At 40.9% G+C, this 20,075-nt stretch carries 22 protein-coding genes; 1 reads left to right on the top strand and 21 read right to left on the bottom strand.

Annotated elements, in window-relative coordinates; genetic code table 11:
- Positions 1-37 precede the first annotated feature (37 nt).
- The 9 genes from ACQKTA_RS00870 to ACQKTA_RS00830 all read right to left on the bottom strand — a co-directional run bounded on the left by ACQKTA_RS00870 (position 38) and on the right by ACQKTA_RS00830 (position 9,167).
- On the bottom strand, positions 38-1,168 hold the full coding sequence (locus tag ACQKTA_RS00870; RefSeq protein WP_427813848.1) for a cell division protein FtsQ/DivIB: 1,131 nt from the start codon (positions 1,166-1,168) through the stop codon (positions 38-40).
- Between the two features lie 3 nt (positions 1,169-1,171).
- Complete coding sequence (murG, locus tag ACQKTA_RS00865; protein ID WP_427813847.1) at positions 1,172-2,263, bottom strand: undecaprenyldiphospho-muramoylpentapeptide beta-N-acetylglucosaminyltransferase; 1,092 nt, start codon at positions 2,261-2,263, stop codon at positions 1,172-1,174.
- A gap of 13 nt (positions 2,264-2,276) precedes the next feature.
- A complete protein-coding gene (gene murD / locus ACQKTA_RS00860; protein WP_427813846.1) occupies positions 2,277-3,641 on the bottom strand; it encodes a UDP-N-acetylmuramoyl-L-alanine--D-glutamate ligase in 1,365 nt (454 codons plus the stop codon).
- A gap of 14 nt (positions 3,642-3,655) precedes the next feature.
- A complete protein-coding gene (gene mraY / locus ACQKTA_RS00855; protein WP_407856635.1) occupies positions 3,656-4,618 on the bottom strand; it encodes a phospho-N-acetylmuramoyl-pentapeptide-transferase in 963 nt (320 codons plus the stop codon).
- Positions 4,619-4,634: 16 nt separating this feature from the next.
- Positions 4,635-6,836: a penicillin-binding transpeptidase domain-containing protein gene (locus tag ACQKTA_RS00850; protein ID WP_427813845.1), complete on the bottom strand. Its 2,202-nt coding sequence runs from the start codon at positions 6,834-6,836 to the stop codon at positions 4,635-4,637.
- Positions 6,837-7,226, bottom strand: a complete 390-nt coding sequence (gene ftsL, locus ACQKTA_RS00845; RefSeq protein WP_407854779.1) for a cell division protein FtsL — start codon at positions 7,224-7,226, stop codon at positions 6,837-6,839.
- Positions 7,226-8,185: a 16S rRNA (cytosine(1402)-N(4))-methyltransferase RsmH gene (gene rsmH, locus ACQKTA_RS00840; protein ID WP_407856632.1), complete on the bottom strand. Its 960-nt coding sequence runs from the start codon at positions 8,183-8,185 to the stop codon at positions 7,226-7,228. The genes ftsL and rsmH overlap by 1 nt, the downstream gene beginning before the upstream one ends.
- Before the next feature lie 15 nt (positions 8,186-8,200).
- Positions 8,201-8,632, bottom strand: coding sequence for a division/cell wall cluster transcriptional repressor MraZ (mraZ, locus tag ACQKTA_RS00835; protein ID WP_332580586.1), 432 nt, complete (start codon positions 8,630-8,632; stop codon positions 8,201-8,203).
- Between the two features lie 166 nt (positions 8,633-8,798).
- Positions 8,799-9,167, bottom strand: coding sequence for a DUF3397 domain-containing protein (locus ACQKTA_RS00830; RefSeq protein WP_332580587.1), 369 nt, complete (start codon positions 9,165-9,167; stop codon positions 8,799-8,801).
- Between the two features lie 231 nt (positions 9,168-9,398).
- Between ACQKTA_RS00830 and ACQKTA_RS00825 the strand changes: the two genes are divergently transcribed.
- Entirely contained in the window at positions 9,399-9,515 is a 117-nt protein-coding gene (locus ACQKTA_RS00825) for a DUF4044 domain-containing protein (RefSeq protein WP_332580588.1), read from the top strand.
- A 116-nt stretch (positions 9,516-9,631) separates the two neighbouring features.
- Here the strand turns inward: ACQKTA_RS00825 and recN are convergent, their stop codons facing one another.
- The 12 genes from recN to ACQKTA_RS00765 all read right to left on the bottom strand — a co-directional run bounded on the left by recN (position 9,632) and on the right by ACQKTA_RS00765 (position 20,037).
- Complete coding sequence (gene recN / locus ACQKTA_RS00820; protein ID WP_427813844.1) at positions 9,632-11,302, bottom strand: DNA repair protein RecN; 1,671 nt, start codon at positions 11,300-11,302, stop codon at positions 9,632-9,634.
- A 70-nt stretch (positions 11,303-11,372) separates the two neighbouring features.
- Positions 11,373-11,831, bottom strand: a complete 459-nt coding sequence (locus ACQKTA_RS00815; RefSeq protein ID WP_332580590.1) for an arginine repressor — start codon at positions 11,829-11,831, stop codon at positions 11,373-11,375.
- A gap of 20 nt (positions 11,832-11,851) precedes the next feature.
- The gene (locus tag ACQKTA_RS00810) at positions 11,852-12,667 is read right to left on the bottom strand and encodes a TlyA family RNA methyltransferase (protein ID WP_332580591.1); all 816 of its coding nucleotides are present in this window, start codon (positions 12,665-12,667) and stop codon (positions 11,852-11,854) included.
- 63 nt (positions 12,668-12,730) lie between these two features.
- Positions 12,731-13,609, bottom strand: a complete 879-nt coding sequence (locus ACQKTA_RS00805) for a polyprenyl synthetase family protein (protein ID WP_427813843.1) — start codon at positions 13,607-13,609, stop codon at positions 12,731-12,733.
- Positions 13,610-13,834: an exodeoxyribonuclease VII small subunit gene (locus ACQKTA_RS00800; protein WP_332580593.1), complete on the bottom strand. Its 225-nt coding sequence runs from the start codon at positions 13,832-13,834 to the stop codon at positions 13,610-13,612.
- Positions 13,834-15,168: an exodeoxyribonuclease VII large subunit gene (gene xseA, locus ACQKTA_RS00795; RefSeq protein WP_427813842.1), complete on the bottom strand. Its 1,335-nt coding sequence runs from the start codon at positions 15,166-15,168 to the stop codon at positions 13,834-13,836. Before xseA ends, ACQKTA_RS00800 begins: the two co-directional genes overlap by 1 nt.
- Before the next feature lie 15 nt (positions 15,169-15,183).
- Entirely contained in the window at positions 15,184-16,041 is an 858-nt protein-coding gene (locus ACQKTA_RS00790) for a bifunctional methylenetetrahydrofolate dehydrogenase/methenyltetrahydrofolate cyclohydrolase (protein ID WP_427813841.1), read from the bottom strand.
- A gap of 59 nt (positions 16,042-16,100) precedes the next feature.
- Positions 16,101-16,559: a transcription antitermination factor NusB gene (gene nusB / locus ACQKTA_RS00785; RefSeq protein ID WP_071856478.1), complete on the bottom strand. Its 459-nt coding sequence runs from the start codon at positions 16,557-16,559 to the stop codon at positions 16,101-16,103.
- Positions 16,552-16,977: an Asp23/Gls24 family envelope stress response protein gene (locus ACQKTA_RS00780; RefSeq protein ID WP_427813840.1), complete on the bottom strand. Its 426-nt coding sequence runs from the start codon at positions 16,975-16,977 to the stop codon at positions 16,552-16,554. The genes nusB and ACQKTA_RS00780 overlap by 8 nt, the downstream gene beginning before the upstream one ends.
- A 278-nt stretch (positions 16,978-17,255) precedes the next feature.
- Entirely contained in the window at positions 17,256-17,813 is a 558-nt protein-coding gene (efp, locus tag ACQKTA_RS00775) for an elongation factor P (RefSeq protein ID WP_332580598.1), read from the bottom strand.
- A gap of 169 nt (positions 17,814-17,982) precedes the next feature.
- Complete coding sequence (locus ACQKTA_RS00770; RefSeq protein ID WP_427813839.1) at positions 17,983-19,047, bottom strand: M24 family metallopeptidase; 1,065 nt, start codon at positions 19,045-19,047, stop codon at positions 17,983-17,985.
- Between the two features lie 288 nt (positions 19,048-19,335).
- Positions 19,336-20,037, bottom strand: coding sequence for a hypothetical protein (locus ACQKTA_RS00765; RefSeq protein ID WP_427814488.1), 702 nt, complete (start codon positions 20,035-20,037; stop codon positions 19,336-19,338).
- Positions 20,038-20,075: the final 38 nt, after the last annotated feature.

Raw genomic sequence — 20,075 nt, 5'->3', positions numbered from 1 at the left:
AAAAAGAAGAATCAACACTTTCTTGCAATAAATTTAATCATTGTGCTTCGGTTGTTTCTGATTGATTTGTTGTACTTTGAGTCGTATCTGCTTCTGAAGAATTGTCCTCATAAGGATAGCTGTAAATTCCAGCTTCCATATCTACGACACCTTTTATTTCTTTTTCATTCATTTGTTCAACGACTTGTGGATAATAATTCATTTTTTTACCTAGATCATCGATGCTGACTAATACCTTGTTCCCATCGTTCATCAGGATTTCTAATAGCTCTTTGTTCTCACTAGTCGGTGCGTATTTGATTTGAGAGATTCCTTGCTTGACCTCTTCTGACAGTTTTTTGTACTGATCCAATACATGTAAGATCCGTTTGGAGCTGGTAAAACTTTCTAGAATTGGCAAACTGCCATCGCTTTTTTCAACCTCGATCGGGATCACTTTACCACTTGAAATGACCGGCGAATATTTACCATTGCTTTCTAAGTAAGCAACTTCCGCATATTCTTTGATCGTCACTGCAAAGTGATTAAAGCCGTCGATCCGCACAGTTGCGTCTTCAATCTGCAATTCTTGTTTCTTTAACTGCTTCACATTATCGTTGCGGCCAAAGAATTGACTCCATAGATTGCCGCCGATATTGAAATCAAGTTCTTGTTTGATCGTTTCAGTTGCGACATGTTCATTTCCCTTGATCGTGACCGCCCCTAAATCAGCTAACGGTGAAATATAATACAGTAAAAACAGTGCAGGGATCGCAAACAAACCAATCAAGATTGATGAGCGGCGAACCAACAAACGGTTGCGCTCATGACGGATATTAGGCAAACGATCCAAAAATGATCCGTTTCTAGGTCCACTTGGCAGCTTAACTTCTTCTGATGGTATTTCTTCAGGTTCTGGATCTTCAGAAGCCGTATTTTTTTCTTTTATAGCGGCTACATTCTCTGATTCTTTTTCAGGTTCTGTCGGAAGATCATCAGCAGCTGCTTCAGCCTCTTCAGATTCTGAAAGTGACTCTTCCGGTTGCGCTTCTTTGTTCTCAAGTGCTTTTTGTTTCATATACTCCATATTAGCTAATTGCCAAGGCGTAAGTATTTCAGGTTCTGCCGGTTTTTGGCTTTCATTTGGTTCTTCTGGAAATTCTTTGCGACTAATGATCTTCACCCCCAAAAGTTATTTAACAATATCATTAACTAATGACCACAGACGTTCAGCTGCATCAGGAATGCCTTCTTGGCGTGATGCTTTAGCCATCGCTTCACGTTTTTCTGCATCATTCATGATCGCATCGACGGCAGCTACTAAGTTTTCACCTGTGAGCTCTGCGTCAGCTATCATTTCGACTGCTCCAGCGTTGACTAGACTTTGAGCATTTTTCGTTTGATGATCGTTCGTCACATAGGGACTCGGGATCAAAATTGCTGGTAGTCCTAAAGCTGTAAACTCCGCAATCGAAGTAGCACCCGCACGCCCAATCAATAGATTAACATTCGCCATAACGTCCGTCATGTTTTTTATGTACGGTTGCAGGGACAAATTAGGACTTATTTTATCGATATCAAATTTTTCTGTGATTTCATTGAAATAACGATCACCAGAAGCGTATAAGACTTGATAGTCTTTTTGCGCAAATTTAGGTAACGCTTGAATCACTGCTTGATTGATTTTGAGCGCACCTTGGCTCCCGCCGAAGATCAAGACAGTCGGAACTTCTGATTTCAGTCCATATTCTGCCAGAACATCAGATTTTCCGCTGGCAACAACTTCTTGAGCACGAGGATTCCCGACTAAAACCGTTTTCTCAGCAGCAAAGTACTGTGCAGCATCGGGAAAACAAATCGCTACTCGATCAGCAAAACGGCTCAAGAATTTATTTGTGATTCCAGGGACACTATTTTGTTCATGTACGATCGTCGGGATCTTCATTCTCGTCGCCGCATAAACCACCGATCCAGAAACATAACCGCCTGTTCCGATCACGACATCGGGTTTGAATTCTCGTAAAATTTCTTTTGAACGTTTGATACTTTCAATGAATAACTTGACTGTCTTCACATTGTCTAAAGAAAGACTGCGTTTGAAGCCTTGGATTTTAATTGTTTTAAACGAAATGCCTGTTTCAGGCACGATCTTATTTTCCAAACCGCGATGTGTCCCAACATATAGGAACTCAGAGTCCGGTTGGATTTTTTGTACGTAGCGGATAAATGCTAAGGCTGGATAGATGTGTCCGCCCGTGCCGCCGCCTGTAACGAGTATTCTCATTTTATTATTTTCCCTACTTTTCTAATTGCTTGACTGCTTGCATGAATTTATCTCCACGGATCTCAAAGTTCGGGTATTGATCCCAACTTGCATTGGCGGGAGAAAGTAAAATACTATCGCCTGCTTCACTTTGTTCATAGGCTAATGGTACTGCTGTTTCAACATTTGACGTTAAAATGATCGTTTCAATACCGGCACGTTCAGCAGTCTCAGCCAGCTTATCTTTGGTTTCGCCGAAAAGAATAATTGCTTTAATTCCTTCTAATGAAGGGATCAATTCATCAAAGCCATTGCCGCGATCCAAACCGCCCGCTAATAAGATCAATTTGTCATTGTCAAAACCACTCAACGCCATTTCAGTTGCTAAACTGTTTGTCGCTTTAGAGTCATTATAAAACTTGCGGCCTTCGATCGTATCGACATATTGTGTCCGATGAGGCACGCCATGGAATGTACTCAATGCTTGGCGGATCGCTTCGGTTGAAACACCTTTTAATTTGGCTACGACGATCGCAGCCAAAGCATTTTCAATATTATGTGCACCTGGCACACCTAACTCATCAGCGGCCATGATTTTTTCTTCTTTATAATAAAGGTTGCCGTCTAACAAGTACGCCCCGTCAGCAACTTTTTCTTTTGTCGAAAAAGGAACGACTTGTGCGCCCGTATTTTTGCTCATGGCTTGTAATTCTTCGGAATTCCAATTTAAAACTAAATAATTTTCTTCTGTCATATTTTCTTGGATCGACCATTTGGCAGCCACATAATTTTTACGGGTCTTATGATAATCCAAATGTGCTTCGTAGATATTCGTGATTACTGCGATCTGAGGTTTGAAAGCTTCGACGCCCATCAATTGGAAACTCGACAATTCCATCACGATATCATCTTCTGCTTGCGCTTTTGAAGCAACAACACTCGCAGGAAAACCGATATTTCCGGCAAGATGCGCTTTACCTGCTTGACGTTCTTGATTCAATAATAGACCGATCATGGTCGTTGTTGTCGTTTTGCCATTCGTTCCGGTAATACCAACGATTGGGCATTCAGCGACTTGGTAAGCCAACTCCACTTCGGTCAAGATTGGGATATGTAATTCTTCTGCTTTAGCCACCAAAGGATTGTCATACGGAATCCCAGGATTTTTGACCATCAAAGAAAAATCTTCATCGAGTAATTCGATTGGATGGCTACCGGTGATCACACGGATCCCTTGTTCCAATAAGCCTTGTGCTTCAGGATTTTCTTCAAAAGGTTTTCCGTCGTTTACCGTAATAAGTGCGCCTAAGTCATTTAATAACTCAGCCGCACTATATCCGCTTTTCGCTAATCCTAATACTAATACTTTTTCATTTTCATATGTTTTGATCTGTTTCATCTTCTAGTCATCTCCTACAATACGATCAATAAAACAATAATAGAGGCGATTAAGCCAACTAACCAAAAAACGGTATCTACTTTCCATTCAGACCAACCAGACATCTCAAAATGATGATGCAATGGCGACATCTTGAAAACACGTTTACCTGTCATTTTAAATGAAGTTACTTGAATAATCACACTTGCTGTTTCAAAAATATAGACCAAGCCGACTAATAGCAATGTCCATTCTTGATGAAGGACGATCGATACAGCCGCTAACAACCCGCCTAATGCTAAAGAACCGACATCACCCATAAAGATTTTAGCTGGTTTTTTATTGTAAGGGAAGAAGCCGACAAGTCCGCCCATAACTGCTAGACAGACGATCAACACTTCATATTGTTGTTGCTTCCATGCGATGATCGCATAGGTTGCAAAAGAGATCGTTCCCAGTCCGGAAACTAAACCATCGATACCATCAGTCAAATTGACTGCGTTAGAGAAACCGACCAACCAAAAGATCACGAATAAGCCATAGAAGATGCTCAAAGGCAATTCCATTCCAAAGAAATTCAATGTGTTTGGATAACCTTCCATGTGATATACGACATAAAAGATGATTGCAACAACGACTTGAGCAATGAATTTTTGACGCGAAGTCAAGCCTTCATTTTGTTTTTTCGCTAGCTTGATGAAATCATCTAAGAAACCGATGATTCCATACAGCAACAAGACGAAAACTAAAATCAATAACGACGTTGACATTTGATGTGTCCAAACACTATACCAAAGTGATGTGATCACCGCAGCTGCTAAAAAGCTCAAGCCACCCATTGTTGGTGTCCCTGCTTTTGAATTGTGCCACTTCGGTCCTTCATCACGAATCTCTTGTCCTTGTTTCTTCATTCTAAAATAGCCAATGACAAATGGCATACTTACGACAGTAATTGCAAAACTACTGGCAAAAGCGATAAATAATTGTGCCGGTTCCATTTTTTTCTCTCCAGTCCTAACCTAAGGTGATTTTCAATTTTTTCTTCCCTATTTCTGCATAAGGAGCAATACTTTGTTTCGTACAATAGCCGTCACCCTTGAACGTGACATCGATATCCAATAGATTGGTCAATTTTAAGATATCGGCTTTTGACCACCCGCGAACATCCGGCATTTCTTTCGTACCGTCAGTCATCAAGATCAAATGTTCGTTAGCCATGACTTTCTCGCCTGGTTTCGCAGATTGTTTGACGACTTTGTCGCCATCACCGACTACGACAGCAGTCAAGCCACGTTTATTCGCATCAGCAGCTGCTTTGGCCGTCGAAAGATTGCGATAATCTTCGACGGTTACTTTAGTGTTGCTCTCAGTATCGGTCGAATCCGTTTCACTACTTGTGCTATCACTTTGGAAATCCATCGCCCGAGTCAATAATGGGTTGGCGATTTCACCTAGGATCCCTGCTGAGTAATGTTGCGGTTGTTTCATTGTTAAATACAAAATATATTCAGGATCCTCAGAAGGAACCATCAACGCGATCGAATAAATATAATTCGTGTCCCCAGTCAAATACGCCCCATTTTCAGCGATTTGGGCGGTCCCGGTTTTGGCCGAAATATGATACCCCGGTACACTGTACTGGTCATAAGCCGAACCATAATTTTCACTTTCAATCGTACCACGCATATACTCCCGTACTTTTTGTGCCGTTTCAGCTGTGATCGGCTCACCGACGACTTCTGGTTCCGTGACGATTTCTTTATTCGTGTTAGGGTTGGATACTTTAGAAATATAATGCGGCTGCAACATTTTTCCGTCATTCGCTACAGCTGTAAAGCCGCGCATCATTTGGAAATTAGTTACCCCGATCGCTTGACCATAAGAACTCATCGCTTGGTCGACGATATTGGAGGTTGGTAATGATCCGGAAGCTTCTCCGGGCAATCCAGAGTAGGTACTCTTACCAAAGCCGAAGCGATTGACATATTCAGGCCATTTATCTCCCAGTTTTTCTTCTAATTTCACCATACCGACGTTACTAGACCATGATAAAGCTTGACGCATCGTTAAGACACCTTTTTTACCAAAGTCCCAGTCATTGATCGTCGCATCTCCGACTTGGATTTTACCAGAGACATAACTTTCATTTTCATTAAAAACGCCCTCGTTGACTGCGGCTGACGTCGTGAAGACTTTCATTGTTGAACCTGGTTCGTACGTATCTTCAACTAAGAAGTTTCGCCAAGCATCCGATTCGCCCAAGCCTTCTTTTGTTTCAGGATTAAAGGTTGGCCGTTGAGACATCGCCAAGATATCCCCGGTTTTGGCTTGCATCAATGTTGCCGTCAATTCAGCTGGTTCAGCTTCAGAATTGACTTTGTCCATTAAGGTTTCAAGATAACTTTGCAACCCTGAATCTAAGGTCGTATAAATATCTTCCCCATCAACGGCTTTTTTCTCTTCAGCAACACTTCCTGGGATTGGACGTTGATTTTTGTCTTTTTGGTAAACGACTTTCCCGTCTGTTCCTTTCAAGACATCATCATAAGCTGCTTCGACACCCATCATTCCGACAAGCTCTTCGTTTTTATCTGATTGCGTATAACCAATAAAATGCGAAGCAAAATTGCCATTTGGATACATACGAGAAGTATGCTCTTTGAAGTACAGTCCTTTGATTTTAGCTTTTTTCATCGCTTCATCGATATTTTGTTTCGTATCTTCAGAAATATTTTGGCCTTTATTGCCAAACTCTACTTGATAATATTTACTTGTACCGTCACTGTTAAGCCCCCCTTTTAGGGTTTTAAGTGCCGTTTTCTTTTTGATACCTAAATATTGATTTAAAATAGAAGCTAATTCATTAAAATGTTTTTCTTGCGCATATAGTTTCGTATCACCAGAAACAAAACTTTCTGATAGCACCGCATAGATAGAGTATGAGGTCGAATCTTCAGCGATCACTTCGCCGTTACGATCATAGATCGTACCGCGTTTAGCTTTGACGACTTCTCCACCTTTATACAATTCTTGCGTTTTTTCTTTTAACGAAGTGCCTGCTACCTGTCCGCCCGCCACGACATAGATCATTCGGACGGCAAACAAAAAGAACAACCCAATACTCGTAGCAAACAAAATAACGCCTACTTTTTTGCGATTGTTCATCGGAGTCAAATTCATTTTACGGATTTTTCTTTTTAGCTTTTTAAAGCTCATTTACTTCACTTTCCTTAAATTAGCGTCATTGATCGAAAGCCCCGCTTTTTCAGCAACTTCCTTCAAACGATCAGAACGAGACAACTCGCTTTTTTCTTGTTGCAGTTGAGTGGCTGTTTTTCCTTTTGCATCAATGTCCGTTTGGATACTCGTAATTTCATTTTGCGTTTTGCTGATGGCATTACGATAATTGACCATCGTAATCGACAGTACCAGCACCATTACCAAAAAGGCAGCGACTGCCAATTTTTCGACTTTTGAAATACGTTTTAGTCGATCTCCTGGAGAAACGAAGACTTCAAAAGAATCCGGTGTTTGTTGGATTTCTTCTAATTTAGGATCAAATTTAGGATCAAATTGATAATTTTGCTCGTTCTTTAGTTCTGCCATTAATCTGATCCTTTCTTCACTTTCTCGGCGATCCGTAATTTCGCGCTGCGAGCACGATTATTTGCTTCTAATTCTTCTTCGGAAGCTGTGATTGGCTTACGATTGACTAATTTCAAAATGGGCTGGAATTCTTCAGGTACGATCGGTAAGCCTGGCGGCATATCCTTCGGCGTACTGAATTCCTTGAACATTGTTTTGACGATCCGATCTTCCAATGAATGGAACGTGATCACACTGACTCTGCCGCCGACTGAAATCAGCTCGATGGCTTGTTCTAATGAGCTTTCGATCGCACCTAATTCATCGTTGACAGCGATTCGGATCGCTTGGAAAACACGTTTTGCCGGATGACCACCTTTGCGACGGGCCGGAGCCGGGATCGCTTCTTTGATGATTTCTACTAATTCACCAGTTGTTTCAATTGGCTTGTCTGCTCGATGACGTTCGATCAAACGAGCGATTTGTTTAGAGAATTTTTCTTCCCCATAACGGAAGAAGATCTTTACTAGGTCATGATAAGAATAATCATTGACGACTTGGTACGCACTTAAAGGTGCTGATTGATCCATACGCATATCCAGCGGTGCATCTTGATGATAACTAAACCCACGCTCAGCTTCATCGAGTTGGGGTGATGAAACACCCAAATCATATAAAATCCCATCGACCTCAGTCACACCTAATTGATTCAAGGCATGCTTAAGTTCTCTAAAATTTGCTTTAACAAATGTTACTTGCCCTTTGGCAACATAATCTGCTAAACGAATCTTTGCATTATCGATTGCTTTTTGATCTTGATCAAAAGCATATAAGTGTCCTTCTGTCTCCAACTGGCTCAACAAGTATTCACTGTGTCCAGCGCCGCCTAATGTACAATCAACATAAATTCCGTTTGGTTTGATTGCTAGACCATCAACTGTCTCGTGGAGCAAAACAGTTGTATGTTGAAAGTCTGTCATGATTAATCCTCTTCTCTAAAATCCAAAATCGATCATTGTCTCTGCAATGTCATCAAAGCTTGCTTCTGTTTCTTTCGTAAAGTCATTCCAGCGGACTTGATCCCAGATCTCGATCCGGTTGGCCACACCGATAATGACACATTCTTTTTCTAAAGATGCGTGGGTGCGTAACGATGCAGGGATATTGATCCGTCCTTGCTTATCGATCTCACACTCAGTAGCAGCGGAATAAAAGAAACGAACAAAGGCACGCGCATCCTTCTTAGAAAGCGGCATCTCATTCAACTTGGTTTCTAATTGATTCCATTCAGTTAAAGGGTATCCAAACAAGCAGCCATCCATACCGCGGGTAACCACAAACTTTTCACCTAGTTGTTCACGTAATTTTGATGGCACGATCAAACGCCCTTTTGCGTCGATATTGTGCTGGAACTCGCCCATGAACATCTAGACTACACCCCTTCCCCACTACATGAGTTTAGTCTACCACAATCACCCACAATCTACCACACTTTGTAAAAAACAAAAATAACACTTTATTGACCTTTACTAACCATATTGTAATTTCAGTCACTATAAAAGTAATTCGCAGTTTTTAAAAAGTTTTTATTGTTTAAAAAAAGCTTAAAATACTAACGATTATCAACAGAAAATACATCAAGATCGACAATAAGAATGTCATACGCCAGAACATCTTGAAAAAGCGTCCGTACATGATTTCACGATAACGATATGCTTGAAAAACAACAACACCGATACCTAATAATAAAATCGTTAACAAAAAATAAGGTAAAATAGAAAACGTGCTGAAACTTTTTGAGATCTCGTGCATCCCAACGATCAAAAACGGCACGGTGATATCGGGGGTTTTTATGTTGAAGCGTTGTTTCAATTTAAATAAATTGACGATATAATCAGATGCAAAAAAAACGATGACTGGAAAAATGTACCATAAAATTAAAATAGGTGAAAAAGTTGCCAAAAGAAACAGTCCTTCCTCTTCAAATTACTACTGTTCACTATACTGTATTCGCATTACATTCGTGTTGCATTTCATTTAAAAATATATAGGATTTAGCAAGTTTTAACAATTGAAATTTGCAGATTAGCCAAAAAAAATTGTTTAGTATTTTTAAAAGTTTTTCGCTCTAATTTGCGGAGTGCAGAAAAATAGAGTATGATAAACTTGAAATTTTTTGAGGATGGTGACACCATGAGTGAGAAAAAATCCACGAGTACTTTTTCTAAAGTAACGAAGATCGTTATTTGGACGATGTTGATATTGACCATCGGTTCATTGATCTTAAGCAGCATCATCAGTATTATGTAATCAACGAGGTTGAAATCCGGTCTATGCGTTCTCAGCAAACGCAGCTGACTTTTCAGCACCTTTTTTCGTAAAAAAAGAATCTGAGACAAAAGTATTAGCTACTTTTGTTCCAGATTCTATTTTTTTGCTAATTGTAAGAGTTCTTTAGCGTGTTGGACCGTCAGTTCGGTGATCTCTGTCCCTGCCAACATCCGTGCAATTTCTTTTGTACGTTCACCTTCAGACAATTCTTCGACCTTAGTGGTCGTCCGACCATCGCTCACTTCTTTACGGATAAAGAGTTGATGATCTGCTTTGGCTGCTACTTGCGGTAGATGGGTGATACATAGGGCTTGTGAATTTTCACCGATTTGATAGATCTTATCTGCGATTGCTTGGGCTACCCGACCGCTGACACCTGTATCGACCTCATCAAAAACGATACTAGTCAAATCTTGTGTTTTTGAAAAAATCGTCTTCAAGGCCAACATCACTCGAGAGATCTCCCCGCCCGAAGCTACTTTTACTAAGGGTTTCAACGGCTCTCCAGGATTCGTAGTGATATAGAATTCGACTTCATCGATTCCGTCGGCCGAAAAACGAATCGGTTTGAACGTGACCTCAAAACGGGCGTTTTCCATATAGAGATCTTTTAATTCATGTTGGATCGCTGTCTCTAGTTTTTTAGCCATTGCCATTCTGGCTGCTTGCAGCTTTTCAGCTAGCTGTTGCAAAACGGCTGCTTTTTCCGCTAATTCTTTTTCTAACTTTTCTAATTTATCGCCTGAAAAATCAGAATCTAACAATTCTTGGCTGATCTGATCGTAATACCGCAAGATTTTTTCGATTGAATCACCGTACTTGCGTTTCAACTGATGGATCAATTCTAGCCGTTCATTGACTTGATCCAAACGTTCTTCATCCAATTCAAGCAAATCTAATTGCCGGCCGATTTCACTGACTGCATCTTGCAATAAATAATAAGCGCTATGAACATTATCTGAAATCGTCTCAAAATCTTTATCTAAAGAAGCGATCGTCTGAAGTTCTTGGCTAGCAGAACCAATCGCATCTAAGGCACTCGTCTCTTCATTCGTCATCGCTTGATAACTGTAAGAAAAACTATCAACGATTTTTTGATAATTCGTCAATTTGTCCCGTTCCTCGATCAAACGATCTTCTTCGCCGAGCATAAGTTCAGCATTACCGATTTCCTCTTGTTGAAATTTCAGCATATCGATACGTTGGACAAATGTTTGTTCATTTTGTTTGAACTTTTTCACTTGGTTCGCCAATGTTTGATAGGACTGGTAAGCTAGCTTATAAGTATTTTTGACCGTTTGAAATTTTGCATCGCCAAAGCTATCCAATAACCGTAGATGTGATTCCGGATGCATCAATTCTTGATGGTCGTTTTGTCCTTGGATATCGACCAAGTATTGACCGATTCGACGTAAATTCGCTAACGTGACGATTCGTCCATTGACCCGCGAAACGCTTTTTCCAGATAGATTCAAATCTCTTTGGACGATCAAGCCAGCTTCATCGACTTCGATCCCTAACTCTTCTAATAATACTTTGAATTCAGCTTGTTCTGGTTGATCGAACAAACCTTCCACGAGACATTTTTCACTGCCTTGACGGATGTATTCCATGGAAGAACGTGCGCCTGCAAGGAGACTGACCGCATCGATAATAATCGATTTGCCGGCACCTGTTTCTCCCGTCAAAGCAGTCATCCCATCAGTAAAACCTAAATGCAAGGAAGAAATGATCGCAAAATTTTTGATGGTCAGTTCTTGTAACATGTTTCGTTCCCCTTATCTTACTAATGTATTTGCTGACTGAAATGCCGGATAATACTGTTATTCCAGCAAGCTAATTATTTTGACTTTTCGCCAAGATCTCATGATGGATCCAGACCGCATCCTCTTGTGTTCGTGCGATCATCAATACGCCGTCGTCATCATTCATAGTGGTGAACAAGACTTTAAAAAATTGTTTTTCTAATAGATTTGCACACGCCGAAGCGTTCCCCGGCAGTGTCTTTACAGAGATGAACTTCTCCATTTGATCAACCGAGATCACGGCATCTTTTAATAAATCGCCTAATTTTTCATTCACATCTTCTGGTTCTTTACGCGGCATACTGTAACGATAGCCACCGTTTTGTGCCGGTACTTTGATTAACTTCATCTCTTTGATATCGCGCGAGATCGTTGCTTGTGTGACGATCACACCTTGTTGCGCCAAAATCTCAACAAAATCTTCTTGTTTTTTTACATCGAACTCACTCAGTAATTGTGTGATCAGTTGATGCCGGTCTTTTTTTCTCATCCCTTGTTCTCCTTTACTCGCTACTTGTCTAAACGTTGATGAGCTTGCGCGACTACATCTTCTAAATCGATCGTTGGATTCAATTGACCTGTTTCAGGCACCTTTTTAAGATGAGCAAGAAACTCGATATTTCCTTCGCCACCGGTTATCGGTGAGAATGTCAATTCTTGGACGTCAAATCCATGAGCAGTCGCAAAATCAGTGATTTCTTTTAAAACCATCAAATGGGTCTTCGGATCTTTGATGATCCCTTTTTTCCCAACGTATTCTTTACCTGCTTCGAACTGCGGTTTGATCAATGCGACAACATCGCCATCATCCGTCAAGATCTCATGTAACGGCGGTAAAATCAATTTCAAGGAAATAAATGACACATCGATCGTCGCAAAGTTTGGTTGGCCATGTTCAAAGTCTGCTAATTTTGAATAGCGGAAATTTGTCCGTTCCATTACGATGACCCGTTCGTCTTGTCGTAATTTCCAAGCCAATTGATTGTAGCCAACATCTAGGGCATAACTTAGTGTTGCACCATTTTGTAAAGCGACATCGGTAAAACCGCCGGTGGAAGATCCAATATCTAATAAGATTTTTTGATCGATCGAAACATCAAAATCTTTCAACGCTTTTTCTAACTTCAAACCGCCGCGAGATACATAAGCCAAACTTTGACCTTTGATTTGTAAAACCGTTTCGATCGAGATTTTTTCACCTGGTTTGTCTAAACGTTCATTCTTGGCATCGTAAACTAGCCCAGCCATCACAGCTCGTTTGGCTTTTTCTCGTGTTTCGAATAATCCTTGATTAAACGCTAAAACATCGACACGTTCTTTTTTCATCGTCTTCTCCTAATCGATAGATTCAATTCTATCTGACTCTTTTTCTTCCAGCATCATGAATGATCATAACGTAAATAATGCTAATAATTCTTGAAATACTTGCGGTTGGAATTCAGCTACTTCAGTCAATTGTTCGACCGTTGCTTCGGCTTGCGCCAATTCTTTCTCCAACGCTTCTTTGGCACCATCCAGGCTCAGTAAAGCTGGATACGTACTTTTTTCTGATTTTTCGTCTTGACCAACTTGTTTGCCTAAGTCTTCGGTCGTTCCGACAACGTCTAATAAATCATCGCGAATTTGAAAAGCCAAGCCAATATGTCCGCCTAACTTTTCCAATAAGTTAAGGACATATTCTGGTTGTTGCGCTAAAATGCCTCCAGCCACAAACGCATAGGTCAATAAAGCCCCTGTTTTGCCTCGGTGGATAGCTTTTAATTCTTCCAACGATACTTGCTGATGTTCGGCAGCCATATCACCAGCTTGTCCTGCGACCATTCCGCCGATCCCAGCTGCTTTAGCTAATAGTTGAATCAATAAAACATTTTCCGTTGGCTCCAAAGTCGTTTCACTGATCAATTGAAAAGCCCCGGTCAACAAGCCATCGCCAGCTAAAATCGCTAACGCTTCGCCAAAAATTTTATGATTTGTTGGCTTGCCGCGTCGTAGATCATCATCATCCATCGCCGGTAGATCGTCATGGATCAGTGAATATGTATGGATCATCTCCAAGGCCCCTGCCGTTTGATAAACAGGTGCGTTCAATGCTTTTTGAAAGGCTCTGACTGTCGCTAACACGATCAACGGACGAATCCGCTTGCCGCCAGCTTCGATTGAATACAGCATACTCTTTTGCAAGTCTTCATGTGTAGTATATTGTATGATGAAATCGATCATCTCTTGTTCGACTTTTGGCAATTCTTGAGCTGAAAGCTGCTGCAACATCTAGGCTTCCTCCTCACCAGCGAACGGTACTTCTTCGTCTTCACTCATCATCTTCGTCAAGGTCTTTTCAGCTTTAGTCAAAGTATCTTGGCACTGTTTGCTCAAGACCATGCCCTTTTGAAAAGCATCCAAAGCTTCTTCTAACGGGACATCGCCACGTTCTAATTGGGTCACGATCGCTTCTAATTGAGCAATCGATTCTTCAAAGGTCGTCTTATTTTCCATTATTCTTTCACCTCGTCAATTTCTAAAATGGCTGCTTTCACGGTCCCATCCACAAAATGGATCGTTACATCCGCTTCTTTCAAATCTTTGACCGTCCGGATCACTTGATCCTCTTGGGTCGTATAAGTAAAGCCGCGTCCCATCGTTTTCAGCGGACTCAATAGATCCAAAGAAGTGATGGCTTGTTGAACTCTACGCTGTTGCATCTCTAGATAGGCTTGCATTTGTTGTTGCAAACGTTCTTGCAGATACGTCTGTTGCTGTTGTGCTTGTTTGACCCGGCTGACAGGATTCGCTTGGGCCAATCGGGTATGATACTGCGCCAATTCACGCTCCCGTTGATTGACTAAAACAGTCATATTTTGCTGCAAGCGTTGCGTCAAACGATCTAATTGCACACTTTGTGCTTCATACAAGCGATTCGGCTGCCTAAAAATATAGGATTTTTGCAAGCGTTCAAAACGTTCTTTTTTACGTTGTAATTGATGCAAGAAAGCCTGTTCCAATCGTGCTTGTTTTTCTTTGATCCGTAAAATTTCTTCTGATAAGACCGGAACGGCCAATTCAGCCGCCGCCGTTGGTGTAGCTGCTCGCATATCCGCAACTAAGTCGGCGATCGTCGTGTCTGTCTCATGGCCGACAGATGAAATGATCGGAAGCGGTGATGCTGCGATCGCTCGTGCAACCACTTCTTCATTGAAGGGCCATAGATCCTCGATCGAACCGCCACCCCGGCCAATAATCATTGTGTCAAAGTCCATCGTTTCAGCTTTTTTGATATTTTTAACGATATCAGCGGCTGCTTTATCCCCTTGAACTAAGGTCGGAAACAACACCAATTGCGCAATCGGGTAACGACGTTTGACCGTCGTAATGATATCTCGGATCACGGCACCGCTGGGACTCGTGATCACCGCAATTCTTTTTGGATAGCGAGGCAAAGCTTTTTTCGGTTGCGAGAACAGGCCTTCTTTTTCCAGCTTTTCACGCAACTCAGCTAACGCTTGATACAAAGCGCCGACGCCATCAGGTTCCATGTGATCGATATAGATTTGATACATCCCGCTAGCTTCGTATAACGCCACGCGGCCAACGACCAACACTTTCATCCCTTCTTTAGGGGTGAATTTTAATTTTTGAAATGCTCCTTTGAACATGATCGCATTGATTTTAGAACGTTCATCTTTCAAACTAAAATATTGATGATTGTTGGGACGCATCCGAAAGTTGGAGATTTCTCCGGTCAAATAGACCCGCTCCAAATACGGGTCTACATCGAATTTTCGTTTGATATATTTATTCAATGCACTGACTGTTAAGTACTCTTGTGTCATCTGAACACCTCTTTGCTATTCGTGATCCAGTACTTGTCGTTCACAACATTCGACCGTTTGCTGCATCAGCATCGTGATCGTCATTGGACCGACACCGCCAGGAACTGGCGTGATATAACTTGCGATCGGTTCAACCTCGTCGAATTTCACATCGCCGATCAATTTGCCTTCATCATTGCGATTCATTCCGACATCGATCACGACTGCACCTGGTTTGACAAATTCTTTTGTTACAAAATGCCCTCTGCCAATCGCCACGACTAAAATATCCGCTTCCCTTGCCACAGCTGGCAAGTCAACTGTTCTTGAATGGGTCATCGTAACGGTTGCATCTGCCGCTAAAAGCAACATTCCCATTGGTTTGCCAACGATATTGCTTCGACCGATCACTACGGCTTTTTTACCCGCTAGCGGAATATCATAGGCTTCAAACATTTTCATGATGCCATACGGCGTACACGGAATCGTTTGCGGCATCCCGGCGAAAAGACGACCGATATTCATTGGATGGAAACCATCGACATCTTTGGCTGGATCGATTGCTAATAAGATATTGTCTTCATTGATATGATCTGGTAATGGTAATTGGACTAAAATACCGTGAAATTCTGTTGATTGATTAAAAAATTCGATTTCTTTGATCAATTCGGCTTCTGTGATCGTTGCTGGATAGCGTTTGACTTCAGAATGGATACCGATTTTTTTAGCCACACGTTCTTTATTGCGAACGTAGATCTGGCTGGCGGGGTTCTCACCGACTAATAACACGACTAATCCTGGATGGATGCCTCGTTTTGCTAGTTCTTCAATTCGAGTAGCCGTTTTTTGCTGCAATTTTTCTGCTAATTCTTTACCATTAATAAGTTGTGCCACGTTCAAGCCCCGCTTCTTTTTTATATAGTTGAAAATAAAGCTGGGAAAAATAGCTAAAATTAGCTATTTGCCCCAGCTTCATCGATCTCTTTCATTACATTCGATAAGATCCCATTGACGAACTTTCTTGATTGGTCATCACTAAAAGTTTTCGCTAATTCGATTGCTTCATTCAAAACAACGCGATTGGGTACTTGTTGATTGTATAACATTTCGTAGATACCTAAACGCAATAAGATCAAATCCATTTTTGCGATCCGTTTGATCGACCAGTTCGAACGCAAATGGTTTTGGATGATTTCATCTAATTCCGCTTGATGTTCGACAACGCCGCCGACTAATTCATCTAGATAGACTGGAACAAACTCTTCTTCGTCTTCACTGACAAACTCTTGTTGATCAATGCTCAACGCATGGTTGATCGCATCTTTTTTTGTTAATTCTTGGTTGAAATCTAACGGGAATAAAGCTTGTAATGCTTTTTCGCGGATTTCATGACGTGATAATTCTTTACTCATTATTTTCCTCTTCATCATTAAATAGTTCTTGTATGGTCGGTTGCTCTAATTTTTCAGCGACTACACCAACAACATGGATATTTACTTCGCTCAATGCGACGTCTGTCATGAATAAAACTTGTTGTTTGACACGTTCTTGCATTGCCATGGCTACTTTCGGCACCGAAATACCATAGTCAAAGTAAGAATAGATATCGACTTTCAAGCCGTCTTCATCATTTTTAAGATATACACCTTTACCGTGAGCAGCTTTTCCTAGCAATTTGCTAACGTTGCTTGCTAACGTTCCGCGCATTCCATAGACACCGTCAACTTTTGAAGCTGCGATCCCGATAATAACTTCGATCACTTCTGGTGCAATGATAATCTCGCCAAGTTCAGGAGTCGCACCTAAAACCAAATTATTTTCATCTGCCATCTTATTCTCTCCTTATTCCTTCAAGTGTAATTATTTTTTCTTACCGAAAAAATAAGTCTGATAGTCATGCCGTATATCATCCAACTATACTTCGCCAGCTATAACGTACTTGCTTCAATTGATTCTAGTGCTTGCTCATTATACCCTGTAAAAAGTTGGACTGACATCCTTATTCCTTCAAGTGTAATTATTTTTTCTTACTGAAAAAATAAGTCTGGTATTCTTAACGCATTATGTTGGATTGACACAACACGGATTATAACATGAACCGAGGTTCTTTATGCGCGTGAAACGTAACTTCCGTCTTGAGTACTTACGATCAATTTATCGCCTTGGTTAACGAAAAACGGTACGTTAACGGTGATTCCTGTTTCCATCACTGCTGGTTTAGAACCGCCAGAAGAAGTATCGCCTTTGATATTCGGATCGGTTTCAGCTACTTCTAAAACCACTGTGTTTGGCAGATCGACGCCTAATACTTCTGAACCATACATGATCACGGTCAATTCTGTATTTTCTAACACATAACGCATCTCATCTGCCACTTGTTCTTTCGGCATTTCGATTTGTTCGTAGCTGTTCATGTCCATATAGACGTAGTTGTCGCCTTCATCATACAGATATTGCATTTTTTTATTATCGATTTGCGCTTTCGCCACTTTTTCACCAGCGCGGAACGTTTTTTCTTGAACCGCTCCAGTACGCAAATTTTTCAGTTTTGAACGTACGAAGGCTGCACCTTTTCCTGGTTTTACATGTTGGAACTCAACGACACGCCAGATGCCGCCATCAAATTCAATTGTTAAACCAGTTTTAAAATCGTTTACTGAAATCATGATACTTCCTCCTCTATTACTTTAAAAGGATCTATTTAAAATAGATGCTGCCGCCATAATTTTTCCACTTATTCTTCATATAAAATAAGTCAGACTTATGCCAATCTTTACAGATTTGGTTCTAGTTTATCATTTCTTCTTTACTTACGCTACCACTACTCTGCGTGAACTATAAAATGATGAGTTCCTTTGGCGATTGGGTTAAAATTCGATTGCCTTCTGCTAAAATCAGCAGATCATCTTCGATTCGAACGCCGCCAAGTCCAGCGATGTAGATTCCTGGTTCATCCGTGATCACATTTCCGATCATCAGCTCAGCTTCATTACTGCGGCTGATATTCGGACCTTCATGGATTTCCATTCCGATACCATGGCCAGTCGAATGACCAAAGGCTTCTCCGTAACCGGCTTGTGTAATAAAATCGCGGGCGATCGCATCAAGTTGAGCGCCAGTCACGCCAGCTTTCGCTGCATCAATCACTTTTTGCTGTGCTCCTAAGACGATTTGATAAATATCCTTCAATTCTTGTCCTGGATCACCAATGGCAAAGGTCCGCGTGATGTCAGAAACATACCCTTGATAAACACAACCAAAGTCTAATGTCACCATATCCCCTTGTTCGATCATTTTTTCGCTAGCCACACCATGCGGCAACGCTGAACGAGCACCACTAGCAACGATCGTTTCAAACGAAGTACCTGAAGCACCTAACGAACGCATAAAGAAATCCAATTGGTTTGCTACTTCGATTTCGGTGATCCCAGGTCGAATCATTTTTAATACATGTTGGAATCCTTCGTCTGCGATCGCGCAAGCTTTTTCAATGATGGCGATCTCAGCATCATCCTTTTGTTCCCGTAGTGATTCGATCAATCCGCTGGCAGGTGCCAACTCGGCATCGATCACTTCTTCAAATACAGAATACTCAGCCACGGTTAAAAACGCATCCTCAAAACCAAATACACTAATCTGCTGTGATTCGACTAAGCGAATGATTTCGCCAACGATATCTCCCTGATGCTGTAAGATCGTCAGACCTTGCGTTTGGTTATTAGCTTGTTCCATGTAACGGAAATCCGTAATAAAATATGCCTGTTCTTGTGTAATGAACGCTACTCCGGCTGTTCCAGTAAAATTCGTCAAGTAACGTAAATTCGCTGGACTAGTCACCAAGTAGCCGTCGATCATATCTTCTGTCATTAATGCACGTAATTTTTCAATTCGTCTTATCATTCTTATCACCCACTGTTTATTATAGCAAAGACTTGGAAAAAGCAGAACGAACAAGACTAGAAAAATCCTATTCACAGCAAAAAAATAGAAGCCGAATCCTCGACTTCTTAAAAAACAAACCACTTTCAAATGCTAATAACAAATGTCAAGCTAGATAAAACAGTTTCATCAAAAAGTTTCGCAATTGTGAAACGTAGATAAACCTTGATATAACAACGTTTATCTAATTGAAAGCGGGTAAATTATTTTTTAAAACCGTTTTCTTAGGTATCCCTGTTAATAACTTTCTTACTTTTGTAGATCTGAACGTAATTTTATTTCATTTTTAGTCCAGTCAACGCTTACTAAATGATACGGCACACTCTCGCTTACTGTGAACGTCTGATTGGCAGGCACATTGATTTTATTCATTCGTGCATTTCCTTTAGCCAGATAACCAGTCCCCATCTTCAGCATGTCTTTCAAATTCAAGTTGCTGCCTGCATATTCTTTGACTGTGCCAAAATTATTTGTAATAGAAGATAAGCGCGGTTTGACTGTTTTTCGTTTCATCAAACGGATGATATCTTCTTGCCGTTCAAAGACATCTAGTTGCCCATCTTCATCGATCTGATAGCTGATATAGGCATCCACCTCAGCTAGCGACAGACGATGCTCGCCTTTGGTAAAATACTGCTTATTTTTTTGGGCAACGAAATCTTTATAGATCGTAACAGCAAACTTACCATCTGCTTCTAACCCCGCCTCTTTGATTGCCAATAAACTATCGGCTTTTTTCAACACTAGATATTTTTTTACTTCTATAGAAAAAGCAACCGAAAAATAAGCCAAAAATTTTTCGATCGGCACTTGCGTATAAAGTTCTCCTAGCGTCACATTTTTGATCTTTATTTCAGGAGAAACCCGCAGTAAAGTATTTACACCACTGGTCAAGTCGTAAACAAAAAAGCTGGAGTTTTTTTGATCATCAAATACGAATAGTACTTTCATCCTCATCTTCTCCTCTCCTTCCTATCATAACGTATCAT

The organism is Enterococcus sp. 22-H-5-01 (assembly GCF_050310005.1).
Classification (GTDB): domain Bacteria; phylum Bacillota; class Bacilli; order Lactobacillales; family Enterococcaceae; genus Enterococcus_A; species Enterococcus_A hailinensis.
This window is presented reverse-complemented; position numbering and strand designations above follow the sequence as displayed.